Origin of the sequence: Parasphingorhabdus sp. (assembly GCF_039939955.1) — a bacterium.
GTDB lineage: Bacteria > Pseudomonadota > Alphaproteobacteria > Sphingomonadales > Sphingomonadaceae > Parasphingorhabdus.
This window is the reverse complement of sequence record NZ_JBDVHS010000005.1, coordinates 355816-374159: the sequence shown is the minus strand read 5'-3', so window position 1 is coordinate 374159 and position 18344 is coordinate 355816. Positions and strand designations below refer to the sequence as shown.

Annotated in this window: 10 protein-coding genes; 3 read left to right on the top strand and 7 right to left on the bottom strand. The window is 54.3% G+C overall.

The features are described 5' to 3' along the window. Positions 1-68 precede the first annotated feature (68 nt). On the top strand, positions 69-953 hold the full coding sequence (locus ABJG22_RS06995) for a hypothetical protein (RefSeq protein ID WP_348019535.1): 885 nt from the start codon (positions 69-71) through the stop codon (positions 951-953). Positions 954-1321: 368 nt separating this feature from the next. Here the strand turns inward: ABJG22_RS06995 and ABJG22_RS06990 are convergent, their stop codons facing one another. The 5 genes from ABJG22_RS06990 to ABJG22_RS06970 all read right to left on the bottom strand — a co-directional run bounded on the left by ABJG22_RS06990 (position 1322) and on the right by ABJG22_RS06970 (position 10864). Next, on the bottom strand, positions 1322-4759 hold the full coding sequence (locus ABJG22_RS06990) for an autotransporter domain-containing protein (RefSeq protein ID WP_348019534.1): 3438 nt from the start codon (positions 4757-4759) through the stop codon (positions 1322-1324). 121 nt (positions 4760-4880) lie between these two features. Next, the gene (locus ABJG22_RS06985; protein WP_348019533.1) at positions 4881-6443 is read right to left on the bottom strand and encodes an ATP-binding protein; all 1563 of its coding nucleotides are present in this window, start codon (positions 6441-6443) and stop codon (positions 4881-4883) included. Positions 6444-6756: 313 nt separating this feature from the next. After that, a complete protein-coding gene (locus ABJG22_RS06980; RefSeq protein ID WP_348019532.1) occupies positions 6757-7434 on the bottom strand; it encodes a response regulator transcription factor in 678 nt (225 codons plus the stop codon). Between the two features lie 87 nt (positions 7435-7521). Further along, complete coding sequence (locus tag ABJG22_RS06975) at positions 7522-8616, bottom strand: GTP-binding protein (RefSeq protein WP_348019531.1); 1095 nt, start codon at positions 8614-8616, stop codon at positions 7522-7524. Positions 8617-8707: 91 nt separating this feature from the next. Further along, positions 8708-10864 (bottom strand): TonB-dependent receptor, encoded by a 2157-nt coding sequence (locus ABJG22_RS06970; RefSeq protein ID WP_348019530.1) that lies wholly within the window; start codon positions 10862-10864, stop codon positions 8708-8710. A 185-nt stretch (positions 10865-11049) separates the two neighbouring features. On the opposite strand from ABJG22_RS06970, the gene ABJG22_RS06965 reads away from it, so the two are divergent. Continuing rightward, positions 11050-11559 carry a hypothetical protein gene (locus ABJG22_RS06965; protein ID WP_348019529.1) on the top strand — a complete coding sequence of 170 codons (510 nt, stop codon included), beginning with the start codon at positions 11050-11052 and terminating at the stop codon, positions 11557-11559. A 9-nt stretch (positions 11560-11568) separates the two neighbouring features. Further along, positions 11569-11937 carry a hypothetical protein gene (locus tag ABJG22_RS06960; RefSeq protein ID WP_348019528.1) on the top strand — a complete coding sequence of 123 codons (369 nt, stop codon included), beginning with the start codon at positions 11569-11571 and terminating at the stop codon, positions 11935-11937. Between the two features lie 27 nt (positions 11938-11964). On the opposite strand, the gene ABJG22_RS06955 is transcribed toward ABJG22_RS06960, so the two are convergent. Then, on the bottom strand, positions 11965-16134 hold the full coding sequence (locus ABJG22_RS06955; RefSeq protein ID WP_348019527.1) for a translocation/assembly module TamB domain-containing protein: 4170 nt from the start codon (positions 16132-16134) through the stop codon (positions 11965-11967). Next, positions 16135-18216, bottom strand: a complete 2082-nt coding sequence (locus tag ABJG22_RS06950; RefSeq protein ID WP_348019526.1) for a BamA/TamA family outer membrane protein — start codon at positions 18214-18216, stop codon at positions 16135-16137. It abuts the gene before it with no gap. Positions 18217-18344: the final 128 nt, after the last annotated feature.

Here is an 18344-nt window from a genome sequence, read left to right as displayed (position 1 = left end):
TTCATGGGATTTTCTGATAGCCCCTGATTGCTATCATTCTCCCGACAGAAATTTAGCGGGGAATCAGCGTGAAAAACATCTTTATCGGTGCGGCGATGGCATCGTTCATATTGCCGGTCAGCAATGCACAAGCAGAAGGCCCGTTTCGGAAAGTCAGCGGCCCCGCTCCTGGCAAGTGTATTTTTTCATCTGATTTGATGCCGCCGGACAGATATAGCGATCCGGCTTATTCCAAAGTGACAAGCAATTTTGTCGAAGGCGAACCGATCCATATCCGCTGCTTCTATAAGCAGCCGCTAAGCCACTATGCCAAGCTAGGCAGCGTCGCCAACACGCTCAGAAACAAAAACACATATTATGTCCATCTTTTGTGGAAACGAAAATTTGAAAACAACTCGGGCAACGATGAACATGGTCTTGCCGTGGTGTGGCGCAGCTATACAAACCCGGGATTGAAGAGAGAGCGATTTGAGCTGATGGACAGCAAAAACTGCAGCTTTGAATTCAAGGATTTTCGAGCCAAGAAATATGGCGCATTTCCAAGTGGCTGTGTGAATTTGGGAAATAATATCAGAAAATATGCCGAAAACTCTCGATACCGGGTTCCGGAACGAACTGAAATCTGTGTCCGCGTGCGTGTTGCGAGCGCAAACGGCTATCGGAACAGAAGCACAAATACGAACAATGTCAGGGAACCGGACTATCGCAATACGATTATTGCCGAAGATTGTTTCAACTACAAGCTGGATGCGTCCAAGGCAGGGGGGTCTGCATCATCCGCTTCCGCCAACCCGTTGATGGGACGTGTGTCAGAAGAGAATAGCGCCGCGTCATCATCTCCTTCAGCGACATCTGCATCCACCGCACCAACTGCGCCTCGCCTAAAGCCGACAAAACCCAAAAAACCAAAGATCAAAATCCCACGCGTGAAGATTCCCGGTGGCATTTTCTAGGTTTATGAGGATGAGGATCAGCAACAGGCGAAGAGACGTTTGATACTCGCGGTTGATTTGCCGCCCGAGAACACCCCTTTGATCACACGGAAGCCGCGGATCATATTGTTGTTGCTAGGCTTATCTTTTCTGTCGTTCAAAGTTGTAAGATGGCTCAATTGTCAGGAACAGATAGCGAGTTCCAAACCAGTAGGTGCAGAAGCAATGTGAACGTGCCGCCATTTTTCGCGAGAGCGATAGCCGCTGACGCCCAATACAATTCACTGCTCGAAAAAATGTCTAGCTCGGTCATCGGATGACAGTGGATTTAAAATCATTCTGCCATCCGAATAACCAAGCTAGACTAGTGCGACCCTTTGGAGCAACTTCTACCAGCCAAGGGTGGCTGTTAGCATCCCAGCGTGATGATCAGCTTCTGCACCAAATGAACCGTCATAGGCAGCCCGGATAGTGAAACTGTCTGATGCAAAGAGCGATAGTCCGGCATTCAGTTTGAATGCAGTCTGGTTTCTTTCTGCTACAGGCACAAGAAATGCTGGCCCACCCATCTGAAAGCGCGCGGTTACCGGATCAAAATCTTGATCGTTAAATGCCGCGCCAATACGCATATCCGGCTGTATCTTCCAACCTTTGGACAAATCGAACGCCTTGGCTCCAGCGAAGAATATTTGCCCCTGGAAACTATCGGCGCCCTGTTCACCAACATTCAGTCCGCCAGGTCCGGCCGTCGCTTCGGAATATCCGTCCAGTTCCATCCAGACGCGGTCGATGATGCCGCCCAGTTCAAAATTCCAGCCCTTGCTATCAAACAAATGGGATAGCCCCAGTTGCAGCATTGTCTGCTTGCCATCCGCGGTGAAACTAGCCGCTTCATCCAAAAGCAAATTGAAACGCTGTCCATCAACATCCGCATCGCCAAAGGCAAGCTGACTATGCAGCCGCCATTTGTCATTCAAAATCGCTTCGCCGTATAATATGCCGCCAGCGACAGCGATATCGCCGCTTTTAACCGCCGGCATCCTCACGCTGTAGTCCGAGTCAACATCATAGAAAGTAAAGCCAAAGCGGAATGCATGATCTGCGCCATTAAATCGCTTGTCGATACCGATTGCAAAACCGTCCTGCGATCCATCAAATGCCGAATGATACCCTTTGACATCACCATCAAGATCGCTGGTCATGCCAAAGCCCCAGATACGCCAGCCACTTTTGCTTTCATTGCCATGCAGCGAGTCGGTGAAGATCGCGTCCGATACGGAACGCACAGCGCCCGCTTGCAGGTCAAAAATCGCCCCGGAATCGTCCGGCATATACCCCTGTACGCCTTGTGATACCGCGGCATCATCAGGTAGTTGACCGAATATGGTAGCGAGCGGCCTGCTTGCTGGATCTCCATTGTCGACAATCGCTTGCAAGGCACCTGCGGCATTGAACAAACCGATATCATTTGCGTCAACCGCTTCATCGATCATCAGAATCTGGCGTGCTGTAATACGCAGTATGTTGCCGCCGACGACTGTCTTTTCAAAATCAAAAAGCAGCGAGTTGTCGACAACCGAAGCACTTGCATCGGTTATACCGCCATCGGCGGTCAGCGCATCAAAACTATTGTCGGCGACCAGTGTATCGACATCCAATACATTGATTGCGATCTGGCTACCCTGGTCGAATGTCGCTGTTCCAGTTGTTGTGATAACCGGATTGCTCGCATCAATATCAAAAATGATTGTGGAGCCATCAGCTGCAACAAAGTTTCCTGCACTCAAGTTCAAAATCGTATCAACAGCCAGACTAAGCGTGCCACCATTATCTACAGTGAAGCTTTGTAGGCCGGCGATGTTCATATTTCCTGCCCGAAGAGTGTCGACAACATTTATCGCTTCGAAGTTGGCAATATCCTGCTCAAAGGCAATCGTGCTGAGGCCGGCAAAGCTCAGAACATCCACGCCATCACCACCGTCGAGCAGACCTGAGTAATTATCAGCGGCATCCATTGTAAAAGCCAGGCTATCATCCCATTCCCTGAGGAGGATGTCACCTGTTGTATTCCCACCAATGGTAACAACATCCGAAACGAGAAACGAGCTAATCGCAGCTTCGGATCCCTCGATCGTGCCTGCAGAATCAATCGTCACAATTCCGCCGGTCGTCCCCACAAGTAGAATGCCGGTGCCGTCGGTTGCGATGGATCCCGCATTTGCGATTGCGTTTTGCCTTGTACCTCCCGATTGATAGCTTTCAATGGCTGCGTAAGCGCCGTTGGACGCAACAATTTGGCCGGTGTTGGAAATCGAAAAACCATCACCCTCAACAGAAATTCCGATAGAGTCACTTCCTTCGACAGAGAGGCTGCCCGCATTTTGTATGGTTGCAATATCAACGGCTGCAGAGCCTGTTATTCCAATGACATTCGCTCCCAAAACTGAAATTGATCCAGTTGCGGAATTGGTAATCTGGCTATTTCCAGCGCCACTGACAACGTTGGAAATACCTCTCGTCGTGCCCCCATTTCCAGAAGTTGAAATCTGTCCATTATTGGTGATCGACGCATCGCCATCAGTAACATTGGAAGACATGCCGCGGCTGCCATCGCCCGTTGTGGTTATATTTCCATCATTTTGATGAACGATGTCTCCTGTGACATTTGAAGCAAGGCCAGCACCACGACCTGTAACGTCTATGCTACCTTCATTTATCAGAATAGCGCCGCCAGTACTGTCCCCTTGCAGCCCGTTTCGCGTGCTGATGATGATGCCAGTGGCAGTATTGGTCAAGCTGATCGTTCCGCTCGAAACATTCGTGGCTACGGCGTTGGAGAAAAAGCCAGTTGTCTGGATCGTTCCCGAGTTAACGACCGTCGCATTGCCTATACCCGTATGCTGCACTGCAATGCCGGTAGCCTCATCGCCACTGACTTCGATCCGCCCCTCGTTGTTTACGATAGTATCGACAGTGCTCATCGGCACTTGTATATCGATCGAAGCCCCAAAACCCTGATCACCGGATGAAATTAATGTGCCGGACGCCAGATTGCTCACCTCCAACGTAGCATTTGTGACAACGGTAGATGAAATTTCCAAACTGGCAGCGGCAGAAAACGCATTGCTCGATATGATCGTACCGCTATTGCGAATGAGTCCAACAGTTGCGGTATCATTCAGCTCTATCGCTGCGCCATGAAAACCGGCAGATATTTGACCACCAATATTATCGATCGTGGCTTGCCCGTATGAAGAGACGGATAATCCGATGAGCACAGAATTCATGTCCCCTGCGTTGGAGGCAGAGACGTCAAAGCCTGAAATGAGGGTCGCAGAACTGATGCTACCGGTGTTCGCAAACGTTATATTCCCGAGGTCTGCTGCCAAACTAACCGACCGCCTTGTATTCGGCGATGTGATAGAACCATTATTGTTGAAAGTGACGTCACCATTCGGCGCATCCATGACAATCGCGCTATTGCGGAGACCGCTGCCGCCAACGCTGGTAGCGATGACAGTTCCGTCGTTCGTGAATATATTGTCATCACCGGTGATGTCTATCAGCGCTTGATTGACCGGAGCCGTGTTTTCAAATGTCGCGCCGCTATCGATTTCAATATCCAGATTGTCACCCACGAATATTACCGGACCTATGTTGCTACCGGTACATTCGACAGCTGTGCCAGCGGCTAGATTTCCAGTCCCAGAACAGGCGGCTTCCGCAGCGCCAGGGATTGCGACTACTGCCGCACAGATAGAAGTCGTGCACAGCAGCTTCAGCAATGAGGCTTTTTCAATATTATGTTGTGACTTCAAGAAAGACATAGTTCCTCCAAAAGAGTGCTAAATTTGAGGAGGTTATATCTTCTGGTTACGCAGAAGTGCATCCCACAGGTTAGCGGTTAGCTGCGGTTTTTGGCCCCATAAATTGGGGGTGCTTTCGGGCCTATGCCTTCGCGGAAGGGAATGCAGGAATTGTGATAGTAATCTTTAAACCCGCATCGGAATCAAAAACGACATCACCATTTAAAGCAGATGCCCTGTTCCTGATGTTCTTCAGTCCATGACCGTTTGAAATTTCCGTTGGTAGCCCAGTGCCATTATCCTCAACGATCAGAACAAGTTTGCCATCTTTCCAGAAGATGTTGACGTTTAACCGGCTCGCGTCGGAATGGCGGATCACATTGGTGGTCGCTTCCTGAATCATCCGGTATATGGACAATACTGCCCGTGGGCCGATATCGTGGACCTCACCTTCGAGATCGGCTTTCCATACAACTTCGATATTCGCACCCTGCAGATCAGGCTCGAGGCGCCCTCTTAGCGCGCCGAAGGCCAAGCCAAGGTCACCATCAGCCGTATCCATTGAATCCACAATCAAGCGTAAATCGCGAAGACTATCTTCCAAACCGCGGGACAAGTGTTTTTGATTGAAATTACCCCGCTTAACCTGAAGCAGCAAAGCGAGCAGCCGATTGCCGAAGCCATCATGAATATCCTCCATGATGCGTTGACGTTCTCTCAACATACTGGCCTCACGGTTTTTTTCTTCGCGTTCATGATAAGCCGTCCGAATTTCAGCTTCGCGTTCCGCAAGCTGGGTCTCTAGGCCTTTGTTCGCAGAGCTCAACTCGCCTTGAACCCTCCAATTTTCACGAGCCAAAAACAGCGCTATCGCAAAAGCCGTCAACATGGGCATGAGTGATGAATAGGGTATAGTCAGCCCTTGCCAACCGAACAAAAATGAAGACACTTCGGGTAGTGTTTGGCCCATCAGATCAACTAGACCTGCACTGCTTCCTACCAAGAATATAAAACTCTCAAAATAGGGCAAGCTTCTGACGCGGTGCAAAGCCAGAATATGCAGAAAAATCATGATCAGAATACTGACCGCGGCGATAGCATAGCCCATGCGCGTCGCGAACGCAGCGATAGCATCGGAACCAATTGCTATAGCGAAAACGCAACTGCCAAACCCGATTGTTAGTGGTAGTAAGACCCTTCGCCTGAGCCATTGGCTTTGCAATGTCCATTCATTTACGAAGACAGTTGAGGCGATGAGCAATCCATAAGTGAATGCGTAAAACCAAAGGTCTGCAAACTTCTCGGTCTTTTCCGACAAAGGACCAATATAAAAGACATTGCGAAGGGCCCAAATTCCCATCATCGCACCGAACGTCAAAAACAGTCTTCTGCGGTTGGCCAACGGGAGAGCTGCAAACGCCAGCAAAGCTGTCACTGCCGCAACACCGGTAGAAATCATCACCATATCAACCGCGAAGAAACGCCGCCAACGGAAAGCTTGTTGAATGGACGCTTCCTCGCCGAAATGAATTGTCCTTATGGTCGGAGTTTCGAGGCGACCATCCACTTTCAGACTCAATGTCGGGCTTTCACAATCAAGGGCCGGGAAATTGAAATAATGGGGGTCGAATACCTTGTACCGAGAGGGAGAAAAACGCGTAGGCCCACCCGTCAATTCCTGCCCACAATGACGGATGGCAACCATACGCCGGGCCAATGTAACCAAGATAGCTGCATCGCTCCAATCATTGGATAGCTGTGGGACGTCAAATTCCAGGTCGCTGACATAATTTTGATCACCTGTGATCCGATACCGCCCTGCACTCAAAGCAACAGGCTCTCGATCCTGGCCACCGGCCGGTTTTAATTCTTTGACTGCGATAGCCCCGTCCGGATGCATCGCATTTTCTGCTACCATCGCAATTAGACCCATCGAGGAAATCGCCGCGATCAATAAAAGAAAGCCTACCCATAACGGTCGTCTTTTTTCGGTCTTCGGTGCGTTCAGCACTAGCTTACTAATCTTGTTTCAAGTCAATTATACCGTTTTGAATGGCTTGAAACACTGCCTCTCCCCTCGAGTTTACTGCCATTTTACGATAGATGGCTTTGACGTGATCCGCAACCGTATGGGGGGAGATAGACCGAAAACGCGCGACCTCTTTATAGGAAAGCCCGCGCGCCAGATCAGAGAGAATATCAATCTCTCGTGCTGAAAGCTGAGGCTTGTCCGTTTCTTCTTCCATTCGATCGGCATCGCCGGAGTTTCGTAGTCTTTTGAGCAAATGCCCCGCTACTGACGCACTGATCGGTGAACCACCATCGAGAACCGTCGTAATGGCGGTGATCATTTCATAGTCAGTGCCGCTTTTCAGCATATAGCCATCTGCGCCTGCTTCTACGGAACGCATAACGCTGTCGACGTCGCCAAAAACAGTAACGACCATAGCAAATTTACCGCCTTTGCTTCGCCAATGACGGATAAGATCAGCGCCATCGCCGTCACCCAACCTCAGGTCCGTCACCAGCAAGTCATAGCCGACGCTATCCTGCTGCAGAAGCGCAAGCGCTTCACGCAACGAAGTGGCCGACGCTTTCAATTCCAAACGTGGGTGCATCTCAATGATTTGCGCACATCGCTCAAAGGCATTTGGTTCGTCTTCTGCGAGAAAAACGCTGCTTATTATCGAGCTCATAGTCTCTCCGTAGTTCAAACTATATTGAGCAGCAGAATCTATCTATAATCAATCCCGAATTCTGGGGGTAGCGGCGGTGAAAATGCGCTATCCGGCATCCAGTCCCATGATGTTCGTACCGGAAAATTTATTCTGCACAAAGGTCAGCATATGGCGCAATTCGGTTTCTTCCAGATCGCGAAGAATGAAGACAATGCGCGAGTTGCGATCTTCGCTGGGCCAGTCTTCCAGAATTTCCGGCGGGTGCCAGATGTGCTGGACACCATGAATGGCAAGGGGTTTGTCAAGCTCGGCCAGATTGATGATGCCCTTTACCCGCAGAACGTTGACCCCGTTGAATGTCACCAGCATGTCCAGCCAGGAATCAAACACCTGTGCGGGCAGAGGCTCGTCTATCGTCAGACAAATCGACCGGATCCGGTCATCATGACGATTGATATCATGCGCTTCGCCATGATGGTGATGGTGATGATCGTGGTGACCGTGGTGGTGATGATCCTCCTCATACGCCTCCGCCGCCAGCCAGCGCTGCACATCTTCATGCTTCAACTCCGGATTGAAAGTCGGACCTTCGAACAGGCGCGCCAGATCATCGATTGCGCCGGGGAGCAGGTGCACCGGCGCAGCGGGATTGAGTTTCCGCAACCGCTTTTGCAGACTGGCAACCACGACGTCATCCGTGATGTCGGTCTTCGAGACCAGCAACTGGTCGGCGACGGCCACCTGCTTCACCGCCTCGACCTGGGCGTCGAGTGTATTGTGGCCATTATAGCCGTCAACCAAAGCAATCACCGTATCCAACCGGTACAGCGCCTTCAACTTGTCATCCGCCATCACGGTATGAATGATCGGAGCGGGATCGGCGAGGCCGGTGGTCTCGATCAGCACTCTGTCAAACCATCGCTCGCCATCGCGGGCAAATCGCCAAGGTGCCTCGTGCAGAGTTTTCTGCAGGTCTCCTTTTATGGTGCAGCACAAGCAGCCGTTGGCCATTTCAACGATTGTGTCATCTTCATTGCTATGTGCCACAAGGTCATGATCAATACCGATTGATCCAAATTCGTTGATGATGACCAGCGCCTTCGCCATTTGAGGCAGCGGCATCAACCGGTTCAGCAATGTCGTCTTTCCCGATCCGAGAAAGCCGGTGAGCAAAGTAACGGGGATACGGCTATCCGGCATCAAACTTCCATTCTCTAGTGGCCGAAAAACGGCTGGAAACCGAAACTCAAGTGCCAGTTTCCAGCCGGGACGCAGTAGTATTTAGCCTATATCAGAAGCTGATACGGGCGGCGATTTTTACGTTGCGGCCGGGCAGCGGTACGAAGTCCTTTGTGAAACTCGCATGGCGCCGGGCATCGACATCAAATACATTGTCAGCCGACAGAATCAGCACATGTTCGGAGTCCGCACCAAAGGGTTTCCACGACAGAGACATATTGACCAATGTATGGCCATCAGTCGGCAATTCAAAACCGGATGTCCTGTTCTGGCTATCGACCCATTCCATTTCGACCCGCCCGCCAAGGACGCCGCTATTGGCTTCAATCCCGCCCAGCACGCGCAGGGGCGGGATACGGGGCGCTGGACCGCTGCCTTCGATCGTGGCCCGGATATAATCCGCGACAGCATCGACGGTCACGGTCAGATCGTCCGATTGTATGACGTCGATCGCGACTTGTGCTTCGACCCCCCAATATCGGGCGTCCGATTGCACGATCTGGAACACCGGCAAGCCGTCCGCTTCATCACCGGTTTCAACCTCGTAGATAAAATTGTCGAACCAGTTGTGATAGGCCGCCAGCTGGAAACGCGCCGGTCCGCTTTCACCGCGCAGATAGGCCTCCATGCCCCATGCGGTTTCCTTGCTGAAAAACGGATTGCCGATTTCAAAGACCTGGGTCGCGACATGCGGCCCGTTTGAGAATAGTTCCTCGGCAGACGGAGCGCGTTCAACCCGGCTGACGTTGAGGCCGATACGAACATCGGGGGCAATCCCGTAGCTCGCTCCGGCCGCCACGGAAAAGGCATCGAAATTGCGGTCAATCGGCACAATGATCGCAGCATCCTCCAGCCCTATGGCAACGCTATCGGACCCGACATCGGTTTTCTCATACCGGGCGGAAACTTCCAGTCCAATTTTGTCAAATTCGAATTCCTGAAGGGTGAACAGACCATATTGATCGGTCACATTGGGCGGTACAAATGCCTCTGCCCCGATGGCGACGAAATCGCGGGTCGATGCCTGAAAACCGGTCACACCGCGCCAGCCGTCGCGGTCCGTCTGGACCAGCTCCACTCTGGCTTCAAAAGCTTGGCTGTCGAAAACCGTGCCGACTTCGTCGCCTTCAAATTCGGTATGTTCATAGTTGGAATAGCCGGCGCGCAAGCGGACGGATTCCAGGAAACCCCCGCCAGTGAATATCTCCCCGCGCAGGTCAGCCCGCCATTGCCGCAAGTCGATCGAAACCGGCACGCCTTCCTCTTCGCCTTCTTCGCCCTCTTCTTCTTCGCCTTCCTCACCGTGATGATGTTCAGCACCCGGTCGTGCCGGAATGCCGTAGCGGGTGTCATAATAGCCAATGGATGCACCCATACTGCCGCGATCATTGATCAGCGCAAAGCCGGCACCGAAACTATAGGTCTCGGTATAGCTGTTCGGCAGTATGTCTTGCAGTTCCGCCAGCTCTCGCGCCTCGGCGGCTTCGTCCAGATGGCCTTCCTCCTGCTCTTCCGCCGCTACCTCTAGCTGCTCGGCACGGAGTGCAGGCGTTAGAACAAAGCCGCCCACTTCCAGATCTTTTGTCTCGCGGAAACTCCCGTCCACATGGACAACAAACTGGTCGCTCAATGCAACTTCAGCAGCGCCGCCAATGCTGGTTTCATCATAGGCGCTGGCATAGTTTCCCAGAAGATCGAAATGATAGCCATTTTCCGGCACAATCCGCGGGATGCGACGATCAATCGCATTGACCGCTCCACCAATGGCCTGGCTTCCGAATAGCAACGCTGCCGGTCCCCGGAACACTTCAATGCGATCCGTCGTCAAAGGATCTATAGTCACGGCATGATCCGCCGAGGTGTTGGAGACATCGAGCGTTCCGATCCCGTCGGTTAAAACCCGGACACGCTCTCCCTGTAAACCGCGCAGCACCGGGCGCGATGCTCCGGGGCTGAACGACGTGGCCGACACACCCGGCTGGCTCGTAAGAACATCACCTATCTGCGGCTGCAATCCACGAAGGATATTGTCCCTGGCGATCACCGAAGTACCTGCGAGAATGTCAAATTCATCCAGATAGTCAGCGGTAACGATGATCGTTTCATCATCGTTGACAGGGTGTCCTCCATCAAGACTGGCATCCTCTGCGGTTGCAGCAATCGCCGGAGAACTGAGCAGTGTTGCTAATAAAAAAGCGGCCTTCTTCATATGAACCTCGCGTCTAAATGATATGATATAACGTCTCATTAATGAATATCCGAAGCTTTACAACCCATTTTTTGCAATGGGAATTATCGGCGTCCGGTCTGCGTGCTTAGCCTCTGGCGAATCCGTCCTATGCGCTCGGAGACTGACAAGCCTACACTTGCTGCAATCTGGAAGGAAGATAGCTTATGCAGACCCTTTATCTTGCGCACCGGCAACTGGCGCTTTTCTTCGCACTGTTCCTTTTCTCTGGTTGCGCGATCCAGCTTGTTCCGGACTATGATCAGGCCCTGCTCGATGGCCTCAACGATGCCAATACCGAAGCGCTCACCTTGTTTGCACAGGTCGAAAGCGGTTCGACGGCCGAGGAATATCCCAGCCATGCCCGCGACTATGCGGTGCTGATCGGAAAATTCGGTGCGCTTCGGCAAAGGGCCCAGTCGCGCTACGTCCCGCCACTGGCCAGCCGTCTGGCGGAAAAGAAGATCATCCGCGATTTCTGTGCCTCCGAGACCAACCCCAATGGCTGTCTCAACGCATCACCCGCCAGTATCGGCGAGATATTGGCCAATATCCGGCGCATGCGGGATCTGCATCGAGAGCGCGGTCTGCAAAGCGGTGCGGTCGTTGCCTTTCGCAATCGCTATGACATTCAGATTGATCAAGCGCTGACCGTCGAAAACGCACTCAAGAGATAGGAAGCAAGGATGAACGCAGCAGAAATATTGGACAATATGCTGGGCGCCCTGAGCGGAGAACTGACCGACGGCTACGACCTGATCTCAGGCTTCGCAGAACGGCAAGGACGGATGTTGTCAAAACAGGCGGAACATCTGGCCATGGAAAGGATAGATGGCTTCCTCGCCGACGATGACGAGCTATTCGCCTTTTTTATCGATGGCATGAAGCGGGATACGGAAAATATGGTCCGGTCCATCGCGATGTTGACGGCCCTGACCATCGAACAGGCCTGGAATGCCGTCGCCAATGCCTTGTGGGGCGGGATGCGCACGATATTGGCCGGAGCCGGCGTGCCGCCTAATCTACTGCCGACTACACCGCCTCTCATGGCTTAGCCGCGCTAAGGCTAGTTACCGTCCCAATCAATAGTCCCGACTGACCCTTACGTTGGCACTCTGCCGGCCCAGGGTCGAGATACTCGACAGGATCGACAGCCAGCGGGTGATCTGAAATTCCAACTGGGTCGCGCTATAGCCCTTGCCGTCGGTGATTAATTCCACATAGGCGCGGCGGGTGATATATTTGCCTGCGGCGATAGAGGTTCCGGAACCTGCATCCGTATCGGACGGCAAAATACGCAAACGGTCGAGCCCCACTGCCTTGCGCAGCTGGTTGATCGGATCCAGCCCGCCACCACTATTAAGCGAAGCCACGGCAGCGGCCAATTGAACAGCTTCCGGTGCTGACAGATCGGCAATCGACGCACCGAATAATATACGCGACAGCAATTCATCCTCGGGCAGCGCCGGGATGCTGGAAAAGGCGATTTCGGGCTTATTGCCCGTACCGGTGACATCAATCGTGGCGTTCAGACCGGTCAGATTGGCTTCTGCCTCGATATCCAATATCGGATTGACCGGTTGGTTGCCGACAAAGCGGATCCGGCCCCGCTCCAACCGGAAGCGACGACCGGCAAATGTATAATTGCCGCGGATCAGATTGGCGGTTCCGGTCATCGCGAAATTATCGACCGGACCCGAGATATTCAGATTCGCCCCCCATTCGCTGTCCAGCCCCAGACCCTCAACCCGCAAGCGATTGGGGACGTCCGCCGACAGGGCAAAGCGCCAAGGCCGGCTGCGGGTCTGCACCGGTCGCTCGTCCGCCCGCCGGTTAATCTCGCGGGTTTTAATATCGGGCAGACTGGCGGTGGCGCTGGCTTGACCAAAGCGGAAGAAGCTGCGGTTCAGGGTCACATCACCGGAAATCAGACCACCTTCCGCGGAACTGCGGATCTTGATCGGCCCGGTGACGGTTGCAGCAAAATCATCGCGGGCGATCAACGCCGCTTGTTCCGCATTGATATCCATCACAATGCCAATCCCCTCACCGGGGGCGACCGCGAAATTGAAACTGCCGCTACCGCTTAATTTTCCGCCATCAACCGTAATCCCCGACAGGTTCGGCATAACCAGACGCGACCCGTCAAACTGGCCGACCGTCTTGATATTGGAAATCACCGTGCCGGTCAGCGGGCTTTCCAGTCGGGCGTTGCTGGTGCGTACCTGTCCCTGAATTTCCGGATTGGCGAGACTGCCACCAATATCAGCGCTGGCCGCGACCGGTCCGGTCAGATCGAAAGTCTCGACACCCGTCAGCCGCCACAGGCTCTCCGCCCCACCATTGAACCGCGCCTGCGCGAACAGGGGTCTTTGCATCAGTTCATCCTGCCAGTGACCGCTATCCAGCCCGGTAACCCGTCCTTGGAACCGACCGATAGTTTTTCCTGTCGGGGATTTGATGATTCCCCTCGCCGCTGCGTTGCGCCGGGACATGACAATATTCAGACCCAGGTCAACCGGATCGGAGGTCAAGATCAAGCCAGAGCGCATCAACCCTTTTACCGTCAGCTTGGCTTCACCCACCGGCACCTGCGAACCCGATTGGGTAAGTTTGACCGTCCCATTGACATTGCCGCCCAGCCCAAGGTCTGGATAAGCAATATCGATCAACGACAAGGGCATTTTCGTCAGCACCAGATCAAGCGCGGAATTGCCGCTACCCCATCGGCCAGACATACGGGCGGTCCCGCTGCCATAGCTGATCGTGGTCGGGGAAGCCGCCCAGCCGTCGCTGACCCGCCGAAGATCGAGCGCCCTCGTCAAGCGCAGTCTGCGCCCTTCAAACTGACCGTTTCCAGTGATCTGATAGCGGTCGCGCGTGATATCGGCTTTTGCCTGAAATTCGAACGTGCTGCCGCGCGTGCCGGACATGGTAAAAACGGCCTTGCCGCTGCCGTTGGTCAGTTTGGCATTGGCGGCAATCCGGCCAATGATCAATTCGCCGCGACTAATCCCCTGCGCCCGGATCGTCGCGTCAATATCGGACTGGCCATCGACGAGGATGATATCGGCATCAACGACGGCCGAGCGGATGAAAATCGGTGGCTGCCCATCGAAGCGGGCATTTTCAGCCTTAAGATCGGCGCGGATCAACTGCCGACCGTCACCCGGGCGGAACAGCACATCGCCATTCACACCGCCGCCACTAACAGCAAGTGTTCCGGAAAGCCCGCGTGCGGTCGGGGTGACCATTCCTTTGGCCATCGTGTCGGACAGCAATATCCGATCGACACGGACGACAGTCTCCTGTCCCGCTCGGGTCACAATCATACCCGCGCTGCTGAACGGCCCCAAGGTCGACCCCCCGGATGCGATATAGGAAAAACCGGCGGCAGCCGGGTCAACCTGCAAGCTGACCGCCGACAGACCGGCAGCAGGCAATGGATTGTCGAATAGCAATGCGATTTGCGGCTGGCGCAGCGGCCCGTCGAGCTTGAGATCAAAGCGCCCGTAGCTATCCTGGGTGCCCGCGCCCTCAAACGCAAAAGTCCGCGCGCCGGTCTGACGACCCGATCCTTTGAATGATAGTTTTGGTGCGGTGATATTGAGGTTGGAAAAACGCAAACGCCCGTCCGATGCCAAGGCGATATTGGATTGCAAACTCGGCAAGCCACCGGCCAGCTCCCGCAAGAAACCAATGTCGAACCGCCGGAGCTTGGCATTGACCTGACCATCCAGCGCGATCCCGGAAGCGCGAGGCCCTACTTCAATATCAGCAATAATATCGGCAACCCCGACACCCTCGACCGCAAATTCGGGTGCGTTGGCGGCAATTTTTGCAGCATAGTCCCCGGTCGACGGACGCAACTCAAAATCCAGAACTCCCTGTGCGCTATTGGTCGCGATGCGCGCGCGCTCGGCAAATAACAGATCATTTTCAAAGCGAAAAAGCCCTGTCGCGGTAAAACCGGAGAGCAACTGTTGCAGAAACGGCCCCTTGCCGATCAGCGAACCGGCGGAAAGTTCCAGCGGAATATTCCAACCACCGGCATCGCGCTGGCCCTCGCCTTGACCACGCACATTGGTCAACAGAGTCTTGCCCACGGCCAGCTGCGGCGCGGTCAGCAGATATTGATAACGTAGCTCGGAAATCTTCCCGTTCAGCAGAGCTTTCAGTTCAAAATCCTGCGCCTTCATATTGGCCACCAAGGCAGACGGATTGATCAGTCGGGTCTCCAGACGCATCGCATCCAGACGATTGCGCGCCAGATCAATTCCGCCCTTCGCGGTGAAAGACAAAGCGGCGGAACGCGCCTCCAAATCCACAGTGGCCAGACGATCATCCAGCCTCGCATTGCCCCGTATCGCTAGATCAGGCGATGCGATTTTCTGCGCAATCCCCGCAGGGAAGAGCGACGGTGTCAGCTTGCCATCATAGACAAACAGCCCCTCTTTCGCCTCCAGAGCGACCTGCGCCAGAGCGTCATCGCCACTGAGCGCATTCAGCTCACCGTTCCATTTTTGCCAACTGCCATCCCCCTTCAGGCTGATATTAAGATCACGCTTCATCCCAAGCGCATTGGCCAATACGCCGCCCATTGGCGCAACGATCTCGGCATCGATTTCCAGCTTCTGTCGATCAGGTTCCGCGTTCAAGGCAAGCAGCATTTTGTCACCGCTACGCGTTGTTGCGGCATCCAGATACACCATTGCCCGGCCTGCCCTGATATCGGCCGAGCCGGTTAGATCGGCAAATTGCTCCGTGCCCGCAATAGCAGCGCCGAGCGCCAAATTCTCGGCGCGAAAAGCCCCGACATATACATCGAAGCCGGGCAACAAAGGCTGATCTTCTCCGCTATCCGCCAGCGCGGGCAACCGATCGAGCCGCGCTTTGGTGATCACCGCATCCGCAATGTTAAGTTCGCCAAATATCCACGCCAGCGGTTTCCAGACGACCGCGACCGTATCGGCGGTAAAAAACACACCATTGGGATCGTGAAGCTCGAGCGCCTTTATGTCTGCTTTGCCATAGATGGACCCGTCGATATCCTGGATACGAATGCGCAAGCCGCTTTCCGGCTCCAGTGCCTCGACCTGATCGATGATATAGCGATGGCCGGAATCGCTATCCAACCAAAAGGCCGTGCCCACCAGACCCAGAATGACCACCGCCACCAGCCCCAACAGGCTGCGCAATGGCCAGCGCCATGTCATCAATTTATAGGGATATTTTTCGGTGCTTTCAGCCATTTAGAAGGCCTGCCCGAGCGAGACATTGACGGCGATGCGGGAGTCACCCGGCTGCGGGTTAATGGGTGTGCCAACATCGATCCGGATGGGACCGAAATCGCTATAATAGCGCACGCCGAGGCCGGCACCAAAGCGCAGGCCGGAAACATCGGGACTGCTGCTGGTGTAGACATTGCCTGCGTCGACAAAGGGCACGATCCCAAGGTTTCCATCGAAAAGCCCGGTCCGGACTCGGGCTTCGAGAGAAAATTCAACCAAGGAACGTCCGCCCACCGGATCATTGTTGACATCGCGCGGCCCGATGCTCTGATAACCATAGCCCCGCACCGAGCCGCCTCCACCGGAATAGAGCCGGCGCGACGGCGCGATCCGGTTATTGCCAGCCCCGATGATCGTACCCAGACGCGAACGACCGGCCAGTATGATTTCATCCGAAATCGGGAAATAGGCGCTGCCATCCAGCTGACCCCGTACATAGAAAAAACTACCGTTCTGCAAGGATGCTTCCGGTGCAACACGAGCCGTCAGACGAACACCGTGGCTGGGGTCCAGCAAATCATCACTGGTGTCATAGGTTACCGACCCGGGCAGCGAACCGATAAAAAACGTTTCCCGGCCGGTTGTGCCAGTCGGCCCGGTAATATCTGTTTCGCGGGACGCAAGCAGCTCGACCCCGACCGACCAGTTCCAGCGTTTCTGATAGATGAGGTTGCTCTGACGCTCCAGATTCGCGGCGACCGAAAATGTCTGCGCCTTGAATGCGGGACGGTCGACCACGCTCAACGCCGTACGGCCGTTCAGCACATTGTCCCGCCGCCGGTAATTGTTACGACGATAGGCGATGCTGCCCGATTGTTCCTGCGTCCCCAGCACGCCAGTCAGGCGGATCAGACCCTCGGGCGGGAAGAAATTCCGATGCTCCCAACTGACCTCGGCACGCGGCCCTTCGCCGGTGTCATAGCCCAATTCACCGGCGATGGTGCGCAGCGGGGCTGGCGTGACATTGACCGCAATATCAACCACGTCTGGATCTTCCGATACCACCGGATCGATAGACATGGTCGAAACCAGCCCCGTCGCGATCAAGGCCCGTCGCAAATCTTCCAGATCCGACGCCTGATAGACATCACCGGGATCGAACCGCGCAATCATCTGGACATGATCGGCATCAAACAGGTCCGTCCGCCCCATGTCGATCGAACCGAAATCATATTTGCCGCCGGGCGTGACCTGCACTGTTAGATCGCCCAGCCGCTCGGCATGATCTACTTCCAGTTCCGGTTGGCTGGTCTGCGCAAAGGCATAGCCATTTTCCGCCATGAATTGATCAAGCCGGTCCGTCGCATCCATGATCCGGTCGCTGTTCAGAACAGCGCCGGCCTGCAATCCGAAACCACCCCGGAATGTCTCGGCGTCATCAGCACTTGCGGCTTCCAGGCCCGGCAGAGCGATATTCTCCAATTCATATTGCGGCCCGGCCTGTATATTGATGAACACCGCAACCTGCTCGGCACCATCCGCCTCAAATCGCGTCTGCACGACCGCGTCATAATAGCCTTCGATCCGTAGCAACCGTTCGACAAGGTCGGTATCGCTTTGCGCACGCCGTCTTATCTGCGCGAAATTGGCATCTTCGCTGCGATATTGCTCCAATACCGACAGGATTTTGAACCGGCTGTTAAACGCCTCGCCAATCGCGTCGGGCACGCCTTCGAAGCTGACCCGATAAGCGGTTTGCGCCAGGGCGTCGGTCGGCCGGTAATCGTTCAGCGTCAGATCTTCGGCCAAAACATCTTCGGCATCGTCCAACAGTGCCGTTGCCGGAGGATTTTCATCTTCGGGATCATCGGCAACAGCTGCTGCCTCGTCCTCCAGATCAGGCCAGGCGACCCCAAAATCGGGAATTTCGGTCAGCGGCTGATCCGGGTCGAGCGGCCTATCGAATAGGCCGGGGTCGGGTGCCTCGGAAACCGACGGGTCTTGGGCTGGATTTTCGGACTGGGCAAGGAGCGGCCGGAAGGGCAAGCCCATCAGCAAAATAACCAGCATGCCTAGGCAGCGACGATATGCGGTCCGAGCCATTGCTGACTCTTTAGCGGTTGATGAATCCCGATGCCAACGAATAAGATTGCTTTTACGGCAAGCGTTTCTTTTTGTGGGATATTCCGCACAATCTATCGCAGGTGCCCATTTTTGAATGATTTTCAATT

Coding starts and splice junctions, on each gene's coding strand:
- ABJG22_RS06990 (WP_348019534.1), bottom strand. CDS start 4,759: ATGTCTTTCTTGAAGTCACAACATAATATTGAAAAAGCCTCATTGCTG.
- ABJG22_RS06985 (WP_348019533.1), bottom strand. CDS start 6,443: ATGGTTGCCATCCGTCATTGTGGGCAGGAATTGACGGGTGGGCCTACG.
- ABJG22_RS06980 (WP_348019532.1), bottom strand. CDS start 7,434: ATGAGCTCGATAATAAGCAGCGTTTTTCTCGCAGAAGACGAACCAAAT.
- ABJG22_RS06975 (WP_348019531.1), bottom strand. CDS start 8,616: ATGCCGGATAGCCGTATCCCCGTTACTTTGCTCACCGGCTTTCTCGGA.
- ABJG22_RS06970 (WP_348019530.1), bottom strand. CDS start 10,864: ATGAAGAAGGCCGCTTTTTTATTAGCAACACTGCTCAGTTCTCCGGCG.
- ABJG22_RS06965 (WP_348019529.1), top strand. CDS start 11,050: ATGCAGACCCTTTATCTTGCGCACCGGCAACTGGCGCTTTTCTTCGCA.
- ABJG22_RS06960 (WP_348019528.1), top strand. CDS start 11,569: ATGAACGCAGCAGAAATATTGGACAATATGCTGGGCGCCCTGAGCGGA.
- ABJG22_RS06955 (WP_348019527.1), bottom strand. CDS start 16,134: ATGGCTGAAAGCACCGAAAAATATCCCTATAAATTGATGACATGGCGC.
- ABJG22_RS06950 (WP_348019526.1), bottom strand. CDS start 18,216: ATGGCTCGGACCGCATATCGTCGCTGCCTAGGCATGCTGGTTATTTTG.